This is a genomic window from Arsenophonus sp. aPb, from assembly GCF_029873475.1.
Classification (GTDB): Bacteria; Pseudomonadota; Gammaproteobacteria; order Enterobacterales; family Enterobacteriaceae; genus Arsenophonus.
Genome location: NZ_CP123499.1, coordinates 2,377,766 through 2,395,496 on the forward strand (window position 1 = coordinate 2,377,766; position 17,731 = coordinate 2,395,496).

At 36.8% G+C, this 17,731-nt stretch carries 17 protein-coding genes; 7 read left to right on the forward strand and 10 right to left on the reverse strand.

Going from position 1 to position 17,731, the window contains the following annotated elements:
* Positions 1–158 precede the first annotated feature (158 nt).
* Positions 159–1,079: a carboxylating nicotinate-nucleotide diphosphorylase gene (nadC, locus tag QE177_RS10605; protein WP_280549464.1), complete on the reverse strand. Its 921-nt coding sequence runs from the start codon at positions 1,077–1,079 to the stop codon at positions 159–161.
* A 493-nt stretch (positions 1,080–1,572) separates the two neighbouring features.
* Here nadC and ppdD point away from each other — a divergent pair, with 493 nt between their 5' ends.
* The 6 genes from ppdD (at position 1,573) to yacG (ending at position 6,352) form a co-directional block, all read left to right on the forward strand.
* The gene (gene ppdD / locus QE177_RS10610; RefSeq protein WP_280549466.1) at positions 1,573–1,995 is read left to right on the forward strand and encodes a prepilin peptidase-dependent pilin; all 423 of its coding nucleotides are present in this window, start codon (positions 1,573–1,575) and stop codon (positions 1,993–1,995) included.
* Between the two features lie 16 nt (positions 1,996–2,011).
* Positions 2,012–3,448 (forward strand): ATPase, T2SS/T4P/T4SS family, encoded by a 1,437-nt coding sequence (locus tag QE177_RS10615; protein WP_280549468.1) that lies wholly within the window; start codon positions 2,012–2,014, stop codon positions 3,446–3,448.
* Positions 3,448–4,641, forward strand: coding sequence for a type II secretion system F family protein (locus QE177_RS10620; RefSeq protein WP_280549470.1), 1,194 nt, complete (start codon positions 3,448–3,450; stop codon positions 4,639–4,641). Before QE177_RS10615 ends, QE177_RS10620 begins: the two co-directional genes overlap by 1 nt.
* A gap of 121 nt (positions 4,642–4,762) precedes the next feature.
* The gene (gene coaE / locus QE177_RS10625; RefSeq protein WP_280549472.1) at positions 4,763–5,386 is read left to right on the forward strand and encodes a dephospho-CoA kinase; all 624 of its coding nucleotides are present in this window, start codon (positions 4,763–4,765) and stop codon (positions 5,384–5,386) included.
* Positions 5,379–6,131: a cell division protein ZapD gene (zapD, locus tag QE177_RS10630; protein ID WP_280549474.1), complete on the forward strand. Its 753-nt coding sequence runs from the start codon at positions 5,379–5,381 to the stop codon at positions 6,129–6,131. Before coaE ends, zapD begins: the two co-directional genes overlap by 8 nt.
* Before the next feature lie 8 nt (positions 6,132–6,139).
* A complete protein-coding gene (gene yacG / locus QE177_RS10635) occupies positions 6,140–6,352 on the forward strand; it encodes a DNA gyrase inhibitor YacG (protein ID WP_280549476.1) in 213 nt (70 codons plus the stop codon).
* A gap of 104 nt (positions 6,353–6,456) precedes the next feature.
* Here yacG and mutT read toward each other — a convergent pair whose 3' ends face one another.
* From mutT to secM, 3 genes are all read right to left on the reverse strand, one after another.
* The gene (mutT, locus tag QE177_RS10640; protein WP_280549478.1) at positions 6,457–6,858 is read right to left on the reverse strand and encodes an 8-oxo-dGTP diphosphatase MutT; all 402 of its coding nucleotides are present in this window, start codon (positions 6,856–6,858) and stop codon (positions 6,457–6,459) included.
* An 87-nt stretch (positions 6,859–6,945) separates the two neighbouring features.
* Entirely contained in the window at positions 6,946–9,657 is a 2,712-nt protein-coding gene (gene secA, locus QE177_RS10645; RefSeq protein WP_280549480.1) for a preprotein translocase subunit SecA, read from the reverse strand.
* Between the two features lie 134 nt (positions 9,658–9,791).
* Entirely contained in the window at positions 9,792–10,295 is a 504-nt protein-coding gene (gene secM, locus QE177_RS10650; protein ID WP_280549483.1) for a secA translation cis-regulator SecM, read from the reverse strand.
* A 35-nt stretch (positions 10,296–10,330) separates the two neighbouring features.
* On the opposite strand from secM, the gene QE177_RS10655 reads away from it, so the two are divergent.
* Positions 10,331–10,849, forward strand: coding sequence for a DciA family protein (locus QE177_RS10655; protein WP_280549485.1), 519 nt, complete (start codon positions 10,331–10,333; stop codon positions 10,847–10,849).
* A gap of 93 nt (positions 10,850–10,942) precedes the next feature.
* Here QE177_RS10655 and lpxC read toward each other — a convergent pair whose 3' ends face one another.
* The 6 genes from lpxC to murC form a co-directional block, all read right to left on the reverse strand.
* The gene (gene lpxC, locus QE177_RS10660; RefSeq protein WP_026821774.1) at positions 10,943–11,860 is read right to left on the reverse strand and encodes a UDP-3-O-acyl-N-acetylglucosamine deacetylase; all 918 of its coding nucleotides are present in this window, start codon (positions 11,858–11,860) and stop codon (positions 10,943–10,945) included.
* 96 nt (positions 11,861–11,956) lie between these two features.
* The gene (gene ftsZ, locus QE177_RS10665) at positions 11,957–13,123 is read right to left on the reverse strand and encodes a cell division protein FtsZ (protein ID WP_026821773.1); all 1,167 of its coding nucleotides are present in this window, start codon (positions 13,121–13,123) and stop codon (positions 11,957–11,959) included.
* Between the two features lie 54 nt (positions 13,124–13,177).
* On the reverse strand, positions 13,178–14,434 hold the full coding sequence (gene ftsA / locus QE177_RS10670; protein WP_280549492.1) for a cell division protein FtsA: 1,257 nt from the start codon (positions 14,432–14,434) through the stop codon (positions 13,178–13,180).
* A gap of 49 nt (positions 14,435–14,483) precedes the next feature.
* Complete coding sequence (gene ftsQ / locus QE177_RS10675) at positions 14,484–15,281, reverse strand: cell division protein FtsQ (RefSeq protein ID WP_280549494.1); 798 nt, start codon at positions 15,279–15,281, stop codon at positions 14,484–14,486.
* Position 15,282: 1 nt separating this feature from the next.
* The gene (locus tag QE177_RS10680; protein ID WP_280549496.1) at positions 15,283–16,203 is read right to left on the reverse strand and encodes a D-alanine--D-alanine ligase; all 921 of its coding nucleotides are present in this window, start codon (positions 16,201–16,203) and stop codon (positions 15,283–15,285) included.
* Positions 16,196–17,704, reverse strand: a complete 1,509-nt coding sequence (gene murC, locus QE177_RS10685) for a UDP-N-acetylmuramate--L-alanine ligase (RefSeq protein ID WP_280552269.1) — start codon at positions 17,702–17,704, stop codon at positions 16,196–16,198. Before murC ends, QE177_RS10680 begins: the two co-directional genes overlap by 8 nt.
* Positions 17,705–17,731 lie beyond the last annotated feature (27 nt).

Genomic DNA, 17,731 nt, shown 5'->3' on the forward strand with positions numbered 1-17,731 from the left:
AATACTTAATTCAAAATAAATACAGTAATTAAGAAAATTTAATTAATGTCAGTATATTATCTTGATATTTATACAAATTAACGTACTAAATACTTAGCCACATAATATTGAATTAAGGTAAACTCATTGCTATCTCATTATTATGCTTGAATAAATAGCTAAGATATTTTAGCAATACCATCCAGCGTCTGATTAAATCTCATAGAAAGATCTATTGCTGTAATATTTTTAGTTAATGCGCCAACAGAAATATAATCTACACCCGTCTTAGCATACTCTTTTAATGTTTTTAGCGTGATATTACCAGATACTTCGAGAGCTACCCTTCCCTTAGCAATCACTACCGCTTCTTTCATCATAGGAATAGTAAAATTATCCAGCATAACAATATCTGCTTTTGCTTCTACTGCCTCAATTAATTCATTTATATTTTCAACTTCAACTTCGATAGGAACATTTGTATGCGCTAAACGTGCTTTTTTAATTGCTGAAGTAATATTACCTGCTGCAATAATATGATTTTCTTTAATTAAATAAGCATCAAATAAGCCTAACCTGTGATTAAAACCACCACCACAAAGCACTGCATATTTGAGAGCAGTTCTTAAACCAGGTATAGTCTTACGCGTATCTAACAACTTTACTTCTGTGCCTTGCAATATATCAACATAATTAGCTGTTTTGGTAGCAACACCTGATAAAGTTTGGAGGAAATTGAGCGCAATCCTTTCAGCGATTAACAGTATATGGGCATCGCCCTCAATCGTACAAAGCATCTGACCAGATTTTATTTTATCGCCATCCCTGACCTGCCATCTAAGCTGAACAGATTGATCAAGTTGCTTAAATATCTCCTCTACCCAATGCATTCCACAAAAAATACCATCTTCACGGGTAATTATTTTAGCAATAGCCAGCTGTTTTTTTGCTAACAATTGCCCACTAATATCATTCTCTATATTTATACTTCCGCCTAAATCCTCCTGTAGTGCGAAAGTAATATTAGCAGGAATATCTTGCTGTAAACGTTCTAATAATTGTTCCTTACGTCGCTTCACATCATGATTGATAAGTACCATTACAACTCCTTAATATTTACAGTAATAATTTATTACTAAGTTTTACCCCACAGTATTGTATAAATATGTCTAGTAAATTTTTTTATTAATTTACGTCAACCTAATACGCTACTACAACATATAAAATCTAAATAGATATTTTTTCTGCACAATTAATATGAATACTTTGCTAATAAAAACTCTTTATCTTAAAAGTAAATAAATAATACATTTCACAAAATATATGACAAATATATACTCCAAATGAGCTATCATAAATTGTTATTTATTTCTGCCCTAAGCTAACTTACAAATGATGGCTAATATTAGAAAATTTATTTCAATAAAAAATAGCCAAACTAATTATTTGTGAGATTGCTCGAATTTATTTTTTTTATTTTCAACATAAAAAAATAATATTTAGAACAATATTCTAATATTTTATTTTTTCATTATTATTTTTTCTTACTCTTGTACATCATCACGTTATCTTCAATCGATAATGGAAAATATGATGAAACAACAAGGATTCTCCCTAATGGAAATAATGGTAGCAATTGCAATTATTGCAGTTCTTAGCGCAATTAGTATTCCAAGCTACAAAAGTTATATGCAAAAAGCTGCTCTAACTGACATGTTGCAGTTTATTGTGCCTTATAAAATGCATACGGAACTGTGTGGATTTGAAAATGGGCATTTTACAGGTTGCCACAATGGCGTATCTTCAATTCCAACAAGTAAGACCGGGAAATATGTCAGTGATATTGAAGTGAAAGATGGAACAATTAAAGTTGTTGGTACAAAATCACTAAAAGATTTAACTATAACGTTAGAGCCAACATTATCTACAACAGAAAATCAAGTGAGCTGGAAAGTTTTTTGTGAAAGTACAGATTCCGGATTAAAAAAACATTGTGCAGACACTTTTAGATTCTAAAAAATAAGGCTCTATTATGACTTTTATAACAGCTATTCCTAAGGATTTTAATCTTATCGAAGATGAATTAAAAAAACTTTGTTATCGTCATGATATTGTAATGATCGAATTCAATTCAAAAAAACTTTCTATTGCAAGTTATAAAAAACCTAATGACGAACTGTTAACAGCATTGCGTTTTATTTCTAGTGTTCCTGTTTGTTATGATATCTGGCCAAAAGAAAAAATTGAGCATTATTTTAATCGCTGTAATCATGAAGTTGAAATACAAGAAGAACCTATACGTTATGATCCAACAATCAATAATGAAGACAAACCTAATTCACCAGCAGTAAATTATGTCGATTATCTTATTGCATCTGCCATTGAAAAACGAGCATCAGATATTCATATAGAGCCATTTAAGACCGCTACCAAAATCCGTATTAGAGTTGATGGTAAATTATTTTATGTTCCTTCACCGCCAGTTGAAAATTGTGCAGAAATATTTGCTCGATTAAAAATATTAGCAAAATTGAATATTGCAGAAAAGCGCTTGCCTCAAGATGGACAACTTGAATGGATAAGCCATGATATCCACTATGCTATTCGCATTTCAACATTACCAACACTCTATGGTGAAAAAATAGTTTTAAGAATATTAAATACTAAAAATCATTATTCTTTAGAACAACTAGGTATAAAAAATAATTTCCTCGCTATTTTAAAACAAAAACTTTCTCTGCCACAAGGAATGATTCTTGTTACCGGGCCAACAGGAAGTGGTAAAACCGTAACACTTTATAGCTGCCTTGAATATCTTAATCAAAGTGAATTAAATATTTCAACAATTGAAGATCCAGTCGAAATCCCGATAAAAGGAGTTAATCAAATACCTGTAAACGAAAAAATAGGTTTGAATTTTTCAACTATTTTAAGAGCATTACTTCGCCAAGATCCTGATATTATTATGCTAGGTGAAATACGCGATCAAAAAACAGCTGAAATTGCTATAAAAGCCGCCCAAACCGGCCATTTAGTATTATCAACACTCCATACAAATTCAACGAAAAGCACATTAGAACGACTAGAAAATTTAAGCATATCTCCACATTTAATACATTCTTGTGTGAAGTTGATTATTGCTCAGAGACTTGTTAGAAAATTATGCCCTAGCTGTAAACGTCATGAAGAAAATCCTATTACTATTCAAAATGATAACATTGAAACTGAAATTACGACCTGGCAGGCTGTTGGATGTGACCATTGTTTCGGTGGATATTTAGGTCGGACTGCAATTTATGAATTTTTAGAGCTTAAAGAAGAAACTGGAGCTACACAATTTTATCAGCTACCAGTAAAAACAGAAAAAATACCTTTCGTTAGTTTATTTGCTTCTGGATTACTTCTAGTCGAAGCCGGCATAACAACACTAAAAGAAGTGTATGAAGTAACAGGACAGGAGATAATTTAGTGAATTTTATCTATAAATATCGAGCAATTAACACTCGGGGAATATTAATAGAAAATTATAAAATATCTCATTCTAGACAGGAGGTTTATGAATATATTCTCAAAAACAATTTAATACCTATTTCAATTAAAATCAGAGAAATTGCGCTATATACCACAAAAATTCTTAGCTATCGCTTGCATCTTATGTATCAACTTAGTGTATTACTTAAGTCCAATATTTCTTTAATTCAAAGTCTAAATATTATTCAAAAAGAATGTAATATGTCGGTCTGGAAATGTATATTAGCAGAAATCATTAAACGTATTAATCAAGGGGAAGCATTCTCTTCAACATTAAAATGTTATCCTAAACTTTTTCCAGAAATAATTTATCGCCTAGTAGAAATAGGTGAACATACCAATAGCCTCGAAAAAAATTGCCAACTTATTTACCAACAACTTCAACAACAACAAATATTAAAACAAAAAATAACTAAAGCGCTACAGTATCCTTGCATTATTTTAATTATTGCTTCAATCGTGGTTTCATTAATGCTATTTTTCGTTTTACCTGAATTTAAAGCAATATATCAAACATTTAATGCTCAACTTCCAATAGCAACTAAATTGCTTATTACCATTTCTGATAAAATTGCTGACAATGCTTTGTATATTGTTGCTACCTTAGTTTGTATTTTTTGGGGTTATTTTATATATAGGCAATATTCGCCAAATTTAATTAAACGAGAACAAAAATTTATCCTACATTTACCATTACTCAATAAACTCATTTCTTGGCAACAACTTTACTATTTTTTTCAAACGCTCCATATTACACAAAAATCAGGATTAACATTATTAGAAGGATTCGAGTATGTATTAAAAACACTAAAACATCCCGTTTATCATGATGCTATTCATTCTATATATCAAAAAATTCAGCGAGGTATTTCTTTTAGCGAAAGTATAAAAAGAGAGAAACTATTCCCATATCTATGCTTGCAATTTATTACTGCCGGAGAATTATCAGGCAATTTAACATTATTTTTAGAAAAATTGGCTAACTGGTACCAGGATAATCTGCTTAACTATGTTAATAAAAAGATAAAATTAATTGAACCTATGCTAATACTAATACTCGCAGTTGTAATTACTGGATTATTATTCACTATGTATTTGCCGATTTTTAATTTAGGTAATATTATTTCTTAAGTAATCAATGTAACAATAAAATAAAAAATATTATGATGTTCAAACCCGTTATGATAAACATAAAAAAATTAACGGCCTTTGTTTGGAGTTTTCAATTTAAATTTATTGAAAGAGAGGATGCATGAGCTATATTGTTGCTCTGACAGGCGGGATCGGAAGCGGAAAAAGCACCGTTTCAGATAAATTTGCATCCTTAGGAGTACCAATTATTGATGCAGACATTATTTCAAGACAAATTGTTATGCCTAATACTTATGCTCTTAATATGATAAAACAACATTTCGGTTCAACTATTCTCCATAATAATGGCTCTTTAAATCGCGCTAAATTAAGAAAAAAAATATTTAGTGATCCAGTAGAAAAAAATTGGTTAAATGATTTGCTTCATCCGTTAATACATCAAGAAACACAACGCCAGCTAACTCTACTTGACTCCCCTTATGTAGTTTGGGTTGTCCCTTTATTAATTGAAAATAATCTAGCGCATCTTGCCAATCGCGTGCTAGTCATTGACGTAACACCAGAAGAACAAATAGCTCGTATAATTAAGCGTGACGGCATTAGTCAGCAAGAAGCAAAAAATATTTTATCTAACCAAGTTAGCCGAACAAAGCGTTTACAAAAAGCTGATGATATAATTATTAATCACGATAACAACTTAACACTTGATGAAACTATAGCGAAATTACATCAGAAATATTTGCAATTAGCTATGAATGCTTCTCAGGAAACACATAATGAGTAATACTATTTCTACCATTATTTATGAACATCCATTAAATGAGAAAATGCGCTCTTGGCTGCGCATGGAGTGTTTACTTCAGCAACTTATTGACCTGAAGAACATCAACTCATTAGCTACTGGGTTAGCTTTTTTTCGTGCTGTTTCTGAATTAATCGAAGTATTAGATCGCAGCGATATACGTGCAGACATTATCAAAGAATTAGATAAACAAAAAAATAAACTTAATCAATGGTGCAGTGATCCCCACGCAGATAAAACATTGATTAAAAATCTTCTAAGAGAACTCCAAGAAAATCTCACATTATTAAGAGAAGCGCCACGCATTGGTCAGCACTTACGGCAAGATAAAGTTATTAGTATTGCTCGCCAGCGTTTAAGTATACCTGGAGGTTGTTGTAGCTTTGATTTACCGGCCTTACATTTATGGTTAAATACTCATAAAAAAGAAATTGAAACTAGAATTAACTTTTGGATTGATGGCATCCTTCCGTTACGTTCTGCTTTAATTATGCTATTAAATTTGATCCGCAAGTCTAATACATTTACTAATCAAAAAAGCTATAATGGTTTCTATCAAGGCAGCGTAGAAAATGCGGATCTTATTCGAATAAAGTTACCAATAAATCTATCCTTATATCCTCAGATTTCTGGACATAAAACACGTTTTGCTATCCGCTTCTTACATGAAGACAGCGAAAATGGTATTGTACCTGATGAATTACCATTTAAATTAGCCTGTTGTTAGGAGTCCTTATGCCAGATAAGCTCACGGTAAAATGTCCAACTTGCCATAAAATTGTTATTTGGCAAGAGAGTAGTCCTTATCGCCCTTTTTGCAGTAAACGTTGTCGATTAATCGATCTTGGTGAATGGGCTGGTGAAGAAAAAAGGATCTCAAGTCAACGAAATATTTCTGAAATAGATGATTGGAGTGAAATCTCCGATGATCCTAACAGTAAAAAATAAATTTATAATCAAAAACACTATGATCTTATCTACATCATTACACAACTCTTACATACAATAATATAACAAACTTATTTATTTTAACTTATTTATCGGATAGCAACTCAAATCACATTATTGATTAACATATCAACAATTACTCGGTTCGCAGGAGGAAATTCTTCAGCTACCAGTAATTTTTGTAAAAGCCAACGTGAAGATTGGCCTTCTTTTCCATAAGGCTGGCAATCCCATTGCTCAACAAGAAAAAAATGCAAGGTTGTTCTACGATCTGGAAATTCATGTTCAACAACCTGCAACAATTGACTGTGAATAACTTCTATCCCAATTTCTTCTTTAAGCTCACGAAACAATGCTTCTACTGGTGTTTCGCCAACTTCTAATTTACCACCAGGAAATTCCCAAACCCCCCCCATATGTGAATTAGCTGCCCGTTGGGTAATAAAAATTTCTTGTTGTGCATTTCTAATAATGCCAACAGCAATGTGTAATTGTTTTTTTTCCATAAAATAATTTAATTATTTTTTAAGTTGTACAGTAAAAAAGCGGATATATTCTCCGCTCTTATTTTTAATTGTTTTAGCAACTGAGCTTTAACCTAAGCTACCATGGCAATGCTTATATTTTTTACCTGAGCCACATGGACAAGGTTCATTGCGACCAATTTTATGGCCTTGGGCCGCCATTTGAGCTTCCGTTTTTGACATCAATGATTCATTTTCAATTTCATGGCTAAGGCGCTGCTTTTTCATAAGACGTTCTGCCTCTTCACGTCTTTGCTGCTCAAGTACAGTGACTTCCTCTGGTAATCGAACTTCTACTTTGCTTAATGTACTAATTACTTCATATTTCAGAGTTTCTAACATATTCGCAAACATACCAAAAGATTCGCGCTTATATTCCTGTTTTGGATCTCTTTGGGCATAGCCTCGTAAATGAATACCCTGGCGCAAATAATCCATTGCAGCCAAATGCTCTTTCCATAATGTATCAAGAGTTTGTAGCATGATGCCCTTCTCAAAATTACGCATCATCTCGCTCCCAACAATTTCCTCTTTTTCCCTATAAGCTGCAATCGTTTTTTCTAGAATACGTTCACGCAAAGTTTCTTCATGTAATTCGGGTTCTTTATCCAACCACTCCTGAACAGGTAATTCTAAACTAAAATCGTTACTTAACCGTTTTTGTAAACCATCAATATCCCACATTTCTTCCAAAGATTGGGGAGGAATATAAGCATCGATAGTTGCGGTTATAACGTCTTCACGAATACTGTCAATTGTTTCACTAACATCACCACCATCTAATAGATCATTGCGCTGTGAATAGATAGCTCGGCGTTGATCGTTAGCAACATCATCATATTCTAAAAGTTGTTTTCGAATATCAAAGTTACGGCTTTCAACCTTACGCTGTGCATTCGCAATGGCTTTTGTTACCCAAGGATGTTCAATTGCTTCACCAGGTTTCATACCCAATTTACGCATCATACCTGCCACTCGATCAGAGGCAAAAATACGCATCAAAGAATCTTCCATTGAAAGATAGAAACGGGATGAACCGGGATCACCCTGGCGTCCAGAACGTCCGCGTAATTGGTTATCAATACGACGAGATTCATGGCGTTCTGTACCAATGATATGCAAACCACCTGCAGCAATTACCGCCTCATGACGCTCTTGCCACGCTGTCTTGATTTTATCAATTTGCTCCTGACTAGCATCCTCTAGTTTATTGATTTCTGCCTGCCAGCTGCCTCCTAATACAATATCTGTACCTCGCCCGGCCATATTAGTTGCAATAGTCACTGAACCTGCCTGCCCTGCTTCAGCAATAATATCTGCTTCCATCGCATGGAACTTAGCATTTAAAACATTATGCGCAATTTTAGCTTTAGTGAGTTCCCGAGAAATTAGCTCTGATTTTTCGATTGAAATAGTACCTACTAATACCGGTTGGCCTCTGCTAGTACATTCACGAATATCATCGATAATGGCAGCAAATTTGTCCGCTTCAGTCATATAAACTAAATCAGGTAAATCATTACGGATCATCGGACGATTAGTGGGAATAACAATGGTGTCCAATTTATAGATAGATCTAAATTCGAAAGCTTCTGTATCAGCGGTACCGGTCATACCCGCGAGTTTTTCGTATAGCCGAAAATAATTTTGGAAGGTAATTGATGCTAATGTCTGATTCTCATTTTGAATTTCAACCCCTTCTTTTGCCTCAACGGCTTGATGCAATCCATCTGACCAACGACGTCCTTCCATTGTACGTCCGGTATGTTCATCAACAATAATAATCTGACCGTCTTTAACAATATAATCCACGTCTCGACTGAAAAGTGCATGTGCGCGTAGGGCAGCCATAACGTGGTGCATAAGCATAATATTAGCCGGAGAATAAAGTGATTCGCCCTCTTCCATTAAATTGGCTTTTGCTAATAATTGTTCAATTAATTCCAAACCACGTTCTGTCAAGGTAACTTGACGCGATTTTTCATCAACAGAAAAATGCCCTTCACCTTGAAAGGTATCTGAATCTTCTTTTTCTTGCTGCTTAAGATGAGGAATTAATTTATCCACTCTTTTATATAGATCTGAACTATCTTCCGCTGGTCCTGAAATAATCAATGGAGTACGAGCTTCATCAATTAAGATAGAATCAACCTCATCAACTAATGCATAGTGGAGTTTACGCTGCACACGCTCTTCTGGACTAAAAGCCATATTGTCACGCAGATAATCAAAACCATATTCATTGTTAGTTCCATAGGTAATATCCGCGGCATAGGCTTCGCGCTTCATTGTCGCAGGCATACCTGGTAAATTAATACCGACTGTCATACCAAGAAATTCAAACAATAGTCGATTATTTTCAGCGTCACGCTTAGCCAAATAGTCGTTTACGGTAACAATATGGACACCCTTACCCGTTAAAGCATTTAAATATGCAGGTAATGTTGATGTTAATGTTTTGCCCTCACCAGTACGCATCTCTGCAATACAGCGCTCATTAAGGACCATACCACCTAGCAACTGAACATCAAAATGCCGCATATTAAACACACGTTTACTGGCTTCGCGAACGGTTGCAAATGCCTCAGGGATCAAATCATCTAATGTTGCTCCAGATTTAAGGCGCTGCCGAAATTCATCAGTCTTGGCTTTAAGTTCTTGGTCGGAAAATTTTTCAAATTCAGGCTCTAACTTATTAATAATATCAACAAATTTACCTAAACGACGTAAAGTACGATCATTACGACTACCAAAAATTTTTGTTAGTAACTTAGTTAACATAAATATTTTTTCTCAATTAAGGCGGTGCTCTTATTAAAATCCGCCTATATTATCTGGTTTCAACCAATATAATTAATATATTTAGTTGAGCAATGGTTGCTATAAGAATCAAAGAAAAGTCTATGAAATTTTTGTTAAGGTCCAGCTCGAATACCCTGACCCCAAGCAACCCATAGCGCAGTTTGGTAGGCAATGTGATAAGAAGATTGAGTTAATGAATTGGTAAAACTTTGCTCAATAGGATAAAAAACACTCAAATTAACCATAGAGTAAAGAGTGTCAAGCATATTATAAAACGAAATTGGTTTTTTACGCACACTGAAATTGGCCTCCAACTGCTTTTGTGTCTCATGAGCTGAGAAAACAAAAGTCAGTTGGCGGATCATATTTCGTAAAGCATGCTGATGCCAATAATTTGCGCCACAATTATAAAAAATACGATACTTACTGACTGCTAGTAGATGATCTAATTCTAAATTTTGCTGATAATGTGGTAATAATTGGATAGTATGTGACATATTTTCAGTCACTTTTGCCAAAGCTGTAGGTATACCAATACTGGCCGTTACAATACCTAATAACAGGTGCGGCCAAAAATATCGTTTACCAAAATGTCGCCAAAGATCTAATATATTCATTGAATATCATATAATATAAGAATTGGAGTAAAAAAATGCGCGATAGTTATCCCCAATCTTTAAATATTTTGTTAAAAGAAAACAACCATGATTCAAATACTTTACAAACTATTCAACAGCGCGCGCAGGCATTAATTAAACTCAATAATACTGTTATCAGCCTACTTCCTGTCGAATTAAAGGCTTGGTGTCGAGTCGCTAATTATCGTCAACATATTCTTATTCTAGAAGTTACCAATGCTAGCCGAAAAGCACGATTAAGCTATGAACTTCCTACGCTACTTTCAACATTACGTAACACTATTTTACCATCTTTATCTTCAATCAACATAATGATTAATCCATCATTATCATCTAAAAATTCAAAAAATTGCTTATCAATTCAGCAAATAGCTATAAAACCATCAAAACAGATAATAAGTAAACTAAGCAAAGAGAGTGCGAAGACAATTCGTAACCTGGCAAAAAGAAGTCCAAAAAAGCTAAAGGAAAAATTAGAGCGACTAGCTGCATTGGCCGGAGAGAGTACCAAAGCAACTAGCAATAAAGATTAATTTTGAGTAAAAAACATCAACGAAAGCAATGTAAGAGAGAGAATAATCCACTGATGTACCATAGATAGAATATCCTGCTTAAAATAATATATCTCAGATTATTATTGTCGAAGGTGTTTTAAATGCGACAGGCATTTCAGATTCATCTTCGAACGTCACCATATCCCAAGCAGATTCAGCTGCTAAAACAGCTTGCAATAATTTGTTATTCAATGCATGGCCTGATTTATACGCGGTAAAAGCACCAACGATATTATGTCCACACATAAATAAATCACCAATAGCATCTAGCGTTTTATGACGCACAAATTCATCCTCAAAACGCAAACCATCTTCATTTAATACGCGATAATCATCAACAACAATCGCACAATCAAAGCTACCGCCTAAACATAACCCTTTAGATTGTAAGTATTCAATATCACGCATGAAGCCAAAGGTACGCGCACGGCTAATATCTCTTACAAAAGATTTGGCCGAAAAATCTAGTTTATAACGTTGAGTACTACTATTAATAGCAGGATGATTGAAATCGATAGTGAAATCTAAGCTAAATCCGTTATAAGGCGCTAGCTCAGCCCATTTATCACCATCTGTAACTCGGACATTTTCTTTAATACGAAGAAATTTCTTGGCGCTGTTTAACTCTTCAATGCCGGCATCTAACAATAAAAATACAAAAGGTGCAGCACTTCCATCCATTATTGGGATTTCAGGTGCATCTACCTCAATGATAATATTGTCAATTCCTAGCCCTGCTAAGGCAGCATTCAGATGTTCTACCGTTGAAATACGGACATCATCTTCATTGACCAAGCAGGTACATAGCATGGTATCACGTACCGATTTTGCCTCAGCCGGGAAATCAACCGGTGGATTTAAATCTGTACGGCGATAGATGACCCCGGTATTTGCCGGTGCTGGACGCAATGATAAAGTGACTTTCTTGCCAGTATGTAAACCGACGCCCGTCGCTTGAACAATACGTTTTAGTGTCCTTTGTTTGATCATCGTTTTTTCTCACATCGTTAACTGTCTTGCTAACCCTCACTTCAGGATTAGCAAGATATTTTAGCACAAAAAGCAGAGAAACCAATCAATTGTTAACTAATCAGCCTGTTTTCTTAAAAAAGCTGGAATATCAAGATAGTCCGGCTCCTTATTTGACGGCATATTTTGTTCATTCACCACTTTAGCAGCCGTTTTTTCTTCCGTTAACGGAGTCATGCCGGGCATTGAACCTTGCATCTGCTGATAACGCTGCTCTAGCGATGATTTTTGGGCTGTTTTGTTAGTAACCAACGTGATTTCTGGCCGCTTATCCATACCAATTCCTGTGGCAACCACGGTCACACGTAACTCATCATTCATTTCAGGATCCAGTGAAGTACCAATAACAACCGTTGCATTATCCGACGCAAATGCACGAATGGTATTACCCACTGTTTCAAATTCATCGAGCCGTAAATCAAAACCTGCGGTAATATTAACCAATACACCACGAGCACCCGATAAATCAATATCTTCCAATAAGGGGCTAGAAATTGCCATTTCTGCCGCTTCTTCAGCGCGATCTTCACCTCGTGCCACGCCAGATCCCATCATAGCATAACCCATTTCAGACATGACGGTACGAACATCAGCAAAATCCACATTCATTAAACCCGGACGAGTGATAAGCTCAGCGATGCCTTGAACCGCACCTTTTAGCACATCATTTGCAGCACCGAATGCATCGAGCAAAGAAATACCACGTCCTAGCACTTTTAATAATTTATCATTCGGAATAGTAATCAACGAATCAACATGCTTAGATAGTTCTGAGATCCCTGTTTCAGCAAATGCCATGCGTTTTTTACCTTCAAAGTTGAAAGGTTTGGTCACAACTGCTACCGTCAGAATACCAAGCTCTTTAGCAACTTCGGCCACAACTGGGGCTGCGCCGGTGCCCGTACCACCACCCATACCAGCAGCAATAAAGACCATGTCTGCCCCATCAAGCGCATTGCGCAAGGCTTCACGATCTTCTTCAGCGGCATTACGACCAACTTCAGGATTTGCTCCTGCTCCCAAGCCTTTTGTAATACCATTGCCGATCTGAATAGTTTGTCCTACTGCTGTTTTGCGTAATGCCTGAGCATCCGTGTTAACAGCAAAGAATTCAACACCTTCGATGCGTTCACGCACCATGTGTTCAACGGCATTGCCACCGCCACCGCCAACGCCGATGACTTTAATCACCGCGTCATTGGTTAATTCCATTGGTTCAAACATAATCTCTCTCCGTTTTGTGCCTTATATAGAAGCGAAGATTTGCTTCTTACAAAATTAAAATTCTTTTCTCAGCCAACTAGTGATTTTATGAAACCAACTACTCACTGATGTACGCTTATCCATTTCGGCTTCATTCCCAAGATGAGTCTGTTTGCCGTAATGCAGGAGCCCGACAGCTGTGGAGTAATAAGGCTCCTGTGCATAGTCCGTTAAACCAGTTATATTTAATGGCTTACCGATGCGTACCTGAGTATGAAATACTCTTTGGGCACATTCGACTAGACCATCAATTTGAGCACCGCCTCCTGTTAAGACAATACCCGCCGCCAGATGATGTTTAACACCTTGCTGGCGTAATTGTTCTTGCAATTTCAAGATCTCTTCATTTACTAAGTTTAGCAACTCTGTGTAACGTGGCTCGATAACTTCAGCTAATGTTTGACGTTGTAAACTTCTTGGCGGCCGACCACCTACACTGGGTACCTCAACATTTTCGTCTTTACTAACAATAGTACCTAATGCGCAACCATGGCGAACTTTTATTGTTTCCGCATCGCTGGGAGGGGTACCAAATGCATACGCAATATCACTGGTCACGACATTACCCGCATAGGGTATAACCTTGGTATGACGCAGCGCACCGCCAGTGTAAACGGCTATATCCATGGTTCCACCGCCAATATCGACGACACATACCCCCAATTCACGCTCATCTTCTGTTAAAACGGAATAACTTGACGCTAAACCGGCAAAAATCAATTGATCTACTTTTAAACCACAACGTTCAACTGCTTTGACAATATTTTTGGCCATATCATTATGGCAAGTAATTAGATGTACCTTAGCTTGCATACGCACACCTGAAAGTCCGACCGGATTTTTAATTCCTTCTTGATAATCAATAGCATACTCTTGTGGAATAACGTGTAAAATTCTATGTTCATCACGAACTCGGACAGATTTAGCTGTATGAACAACGCTATCTACGTCATCTTGAGTAACTTCATCTTCAGAAATAGGCACCATACCTATTTCATTCTGGCAGCTAACATGCTTACCAGAAAGCGCCAGATAAACCGATGATATTTGGCAATCCGCCATCAATTCAGCTTGATCAATAGCTCGCTGCACACATTTAACGACAGATTCCAAATCATTCACGCCGCCTTTATCCATCCCTCGAGATGGACAATTACCGACACCAATAATATTTACCATCCCATCAGGCAAAATTTCACCAACCAGCGCAGAAACCTTGGAAGTTCCAATTTCAAGACCAACTACTAATTTTCTGTCCGTCGTTTTAATCATCGTCAATTTGCCTGTATCTGATCAATCAGCAGTCTCAAACTCTTTCAACTCAGTGTGTAGTAGATTCGGCTAAAAGTGGTAACCAACCTACCGCTGCACCGCTACCATATCGCAAATCTATATATCCAATACGTTTATCTGTAACTTGTTTTAATAGTGGATAAAGCTCAACAAAACGGTTCAATCGCTCTTTAATATCCTGTTTACCGATATTCAATCGAATATCATTGGCTAAAACTAATTGCCACGCGCGGCGTGCAGTCATCGATACTGATTTTATGCTAAAATTATGTGGCGCCAGTTGCTGTTGCATAACACGATACATCTCTAAAACTTCTTGCTGGCTGCCTTGTGGGCCATATAACATCAGAAAATTACCTTTAACATTTAGTAACGCTGGTAAGCTAAAAACTGTTCCTTCAGCATTAATAAAAAAAGTATCATTCCATTTGGCATAAGGTTTATATTCTACTAGATGAATTTTTAGTTCATCCGGCCATTGCTTACGTACCGTAACTTGTCTTATCCACGGCATGGTTTTTATTTGATTCTGGATCGCATTCACATCGATAGTCATAAATGTACCCGGCATACCCAGTGCCAATATTGCTTTTCTAATATTATCGTCACGGGTGTAATGGCGTTCGCCAGTGATCACCAGCTTGGAAATCGGTAATCGATTAGCATCTTTCATCCAATTTAACACCATCCACCCACTCCATATAATAGTACCCAATACTATCAAGAAGAAAATAATGCCAGCCAAATAAGAACCATTACTTCGGCCACCATCGTTCCGACGCTCTTTAGGCTCTTTATTACTAACGTTCAGTGATGCCTGCGGCATATTAGTCCGCCAATTCCAAAATCTTTTTAACTAACTGTGAAAAAGTCATTCCTGCTTGTTTCGCAGCCATGGGTACCAAACTATGACCAGTCATTCCCGGTGAGGTATTAATTTCTAATAAATAAAAAATACCATCGTTATCTCTCATGACATCAACACGCCCCCAACCAGTACAACCAACCGCCTTATAAGCCGCTAGCGCTAATTCGTTCAATTGCTCTTCTTCTTCAGCTTTCAACCCACTAGGACAGAAGTATTGTGTCTCATTAGAGAGATATTTTGCATCATAATCATAAAAAACGCCTACCGGTTGAATACGAATCGAAGGCAGTACCTGCTCGCCAACAATTGCCACGGTATATTCCGGCCCATTTAGCCATTTCTCAATCAGCACCTGTTTGTCATAACGAAAAGCAAACTCTAGCGCTATTCTTAATTCAGACAAAGTGGTTACTTTGCTCATACCAACGCTTGAACCTTCAAGACTTGGTTTTACAATAAGCGGTAAACCCAAATGACAAACAGCCTCAAAAAGCATTTCATCTGACATTCGGGCTAACTGTTGGTTGTCCAGTGCGATATAGGGTGCAATCGGCAAACCTATACCCGCCCATAACTGTTTAGTACGTAACTTATCCATTGAAAGTGATGAAGCTAAAACCCCACTCCCGGTATAGGGTAAGCCTAAAAATTCTAACACCCCTTGTACCGTCCCATCTTCACCACCGCGTCCATGTAAGGCAATAAAAACTTTATTATAACCAGCCTCTTTTAATTTGATTACAGCAAAATCTTTAATATCAACTGGATATGCATCTATGCCAGCGTCACGTAAGCCATTTACTACCGCCTCACCAGATTGCAACGATACTTCTCTTTCGGCTGAATTTCCGCCTAAAAGCACGGCAACTTTATCAGCCATGATACTTTTCCTTACTCGTTAGCATTGGCCGTAAATCTGTGTCAGCCAAATTACGTGCTATTTTGCCAATATTTCCAGCTCCCTGTATAAGTATCAGGTCGTTATCTTCTATAATTTTTGCTAATGTGTCGCTAATTTGGTCATGCTCAGCGACAAAAATAGGATCTAATTTGCCTCGATTGCGAATTGTCCGACATAATGATCGACTATCTGCACCAGGGATAGGTTCCTCTCCTGCCGGATAGACATCTAGCATCAACAACACATCTACCTGCTCTAAAATATTGGCAAAATCATCATACAAATCACGCGTGCGAGTATATCTGTGAGGTTGAAAAACCATCACGATACGTTTATCTGGCCATCCCTCTTTTGCTGCTTTAATAGTAGCATCAACTTCTGTTGGATGGTGACCATAATCATCCACCAGCATAACGCTACCTTTTTTGCCATTAACATCCGCTAAAGGGAAATTACCTAACAAATCAAAACGTCTCCCCGTCCCTTGAAATTTTTTTAACGCTGTCAAAATAGCGCTATCATCAATACCTTCTTCGGTTGCTACCGCAATGGCCGCAGTCGCATTTAATGCATTATGACGCCCAGGTGCATTCAAGATGAAAGCTAAATCTGCTCGATTTTCGCGCGCTACAGTAAAGAAACCTTGATTACCTCGTTGCTTGTAAGATGTAATACGGACATCTGCGTCATCACTAAAGCCATAAGTAGTTATATAACGACCTATTTGCGGTAGCAGCGAACGCACCACCGGATCATCAATACATAATACTACCCGACCATAAAATGGTAGATTATGTAAGAAACTGATGAAGGTCTGTTTTAATTTCTCAAAATCACCATCATAAGTTTCCATGTGATCTGCTTCGATATTTGTTATAACAGCAACTAACGGTTGTAAATGTAAAAAAGAAGCATCACTCTCATCGGCTTCTGCAATCAAATAGCGGCTAGTACCTAAACGTGCATGAACACCTGCCGCTTTCACCAGTCCACCATTTATAAACGTCGGGTCTAACCCTGCCTGCGCATAAATACTGGCAATCATCGCAGTGGTAGTCGTTTTGCCATGCGTTCCTGCGATAGCAATCCCATGACGAAAACGCATCAATTCTGCCAACATTTCAGCGCGTCGAATGACTGGAATACGTGCTTCCCGTGCTGCAATAATTTCTGGATTATCCGCCGCTATTGCCGTAGAGACGACGACAACACAAGCATTTGCTACATTCTCTGGTCGGTGATTAAAATAAATTTTTGCCCCAAGCTCTATTAATTGCTCAGTAACCGTATTAGGTAACAAATCAGAACCACTAATTTCATAACCTTCGTTAGCCAATACTTCAGCAATACCGCCCATGCCAGCACCACCAATGCCAACAAAATGGATATGCTTAACCCGACGCATTTCGGGCACTGTTGCTCTTAATTTGGCTAATTGTTGTGTATTCACTATATTCTCTTCACTATTTCTATCGCTGATTTCAACATTCTTCAATGCAAAATCGAT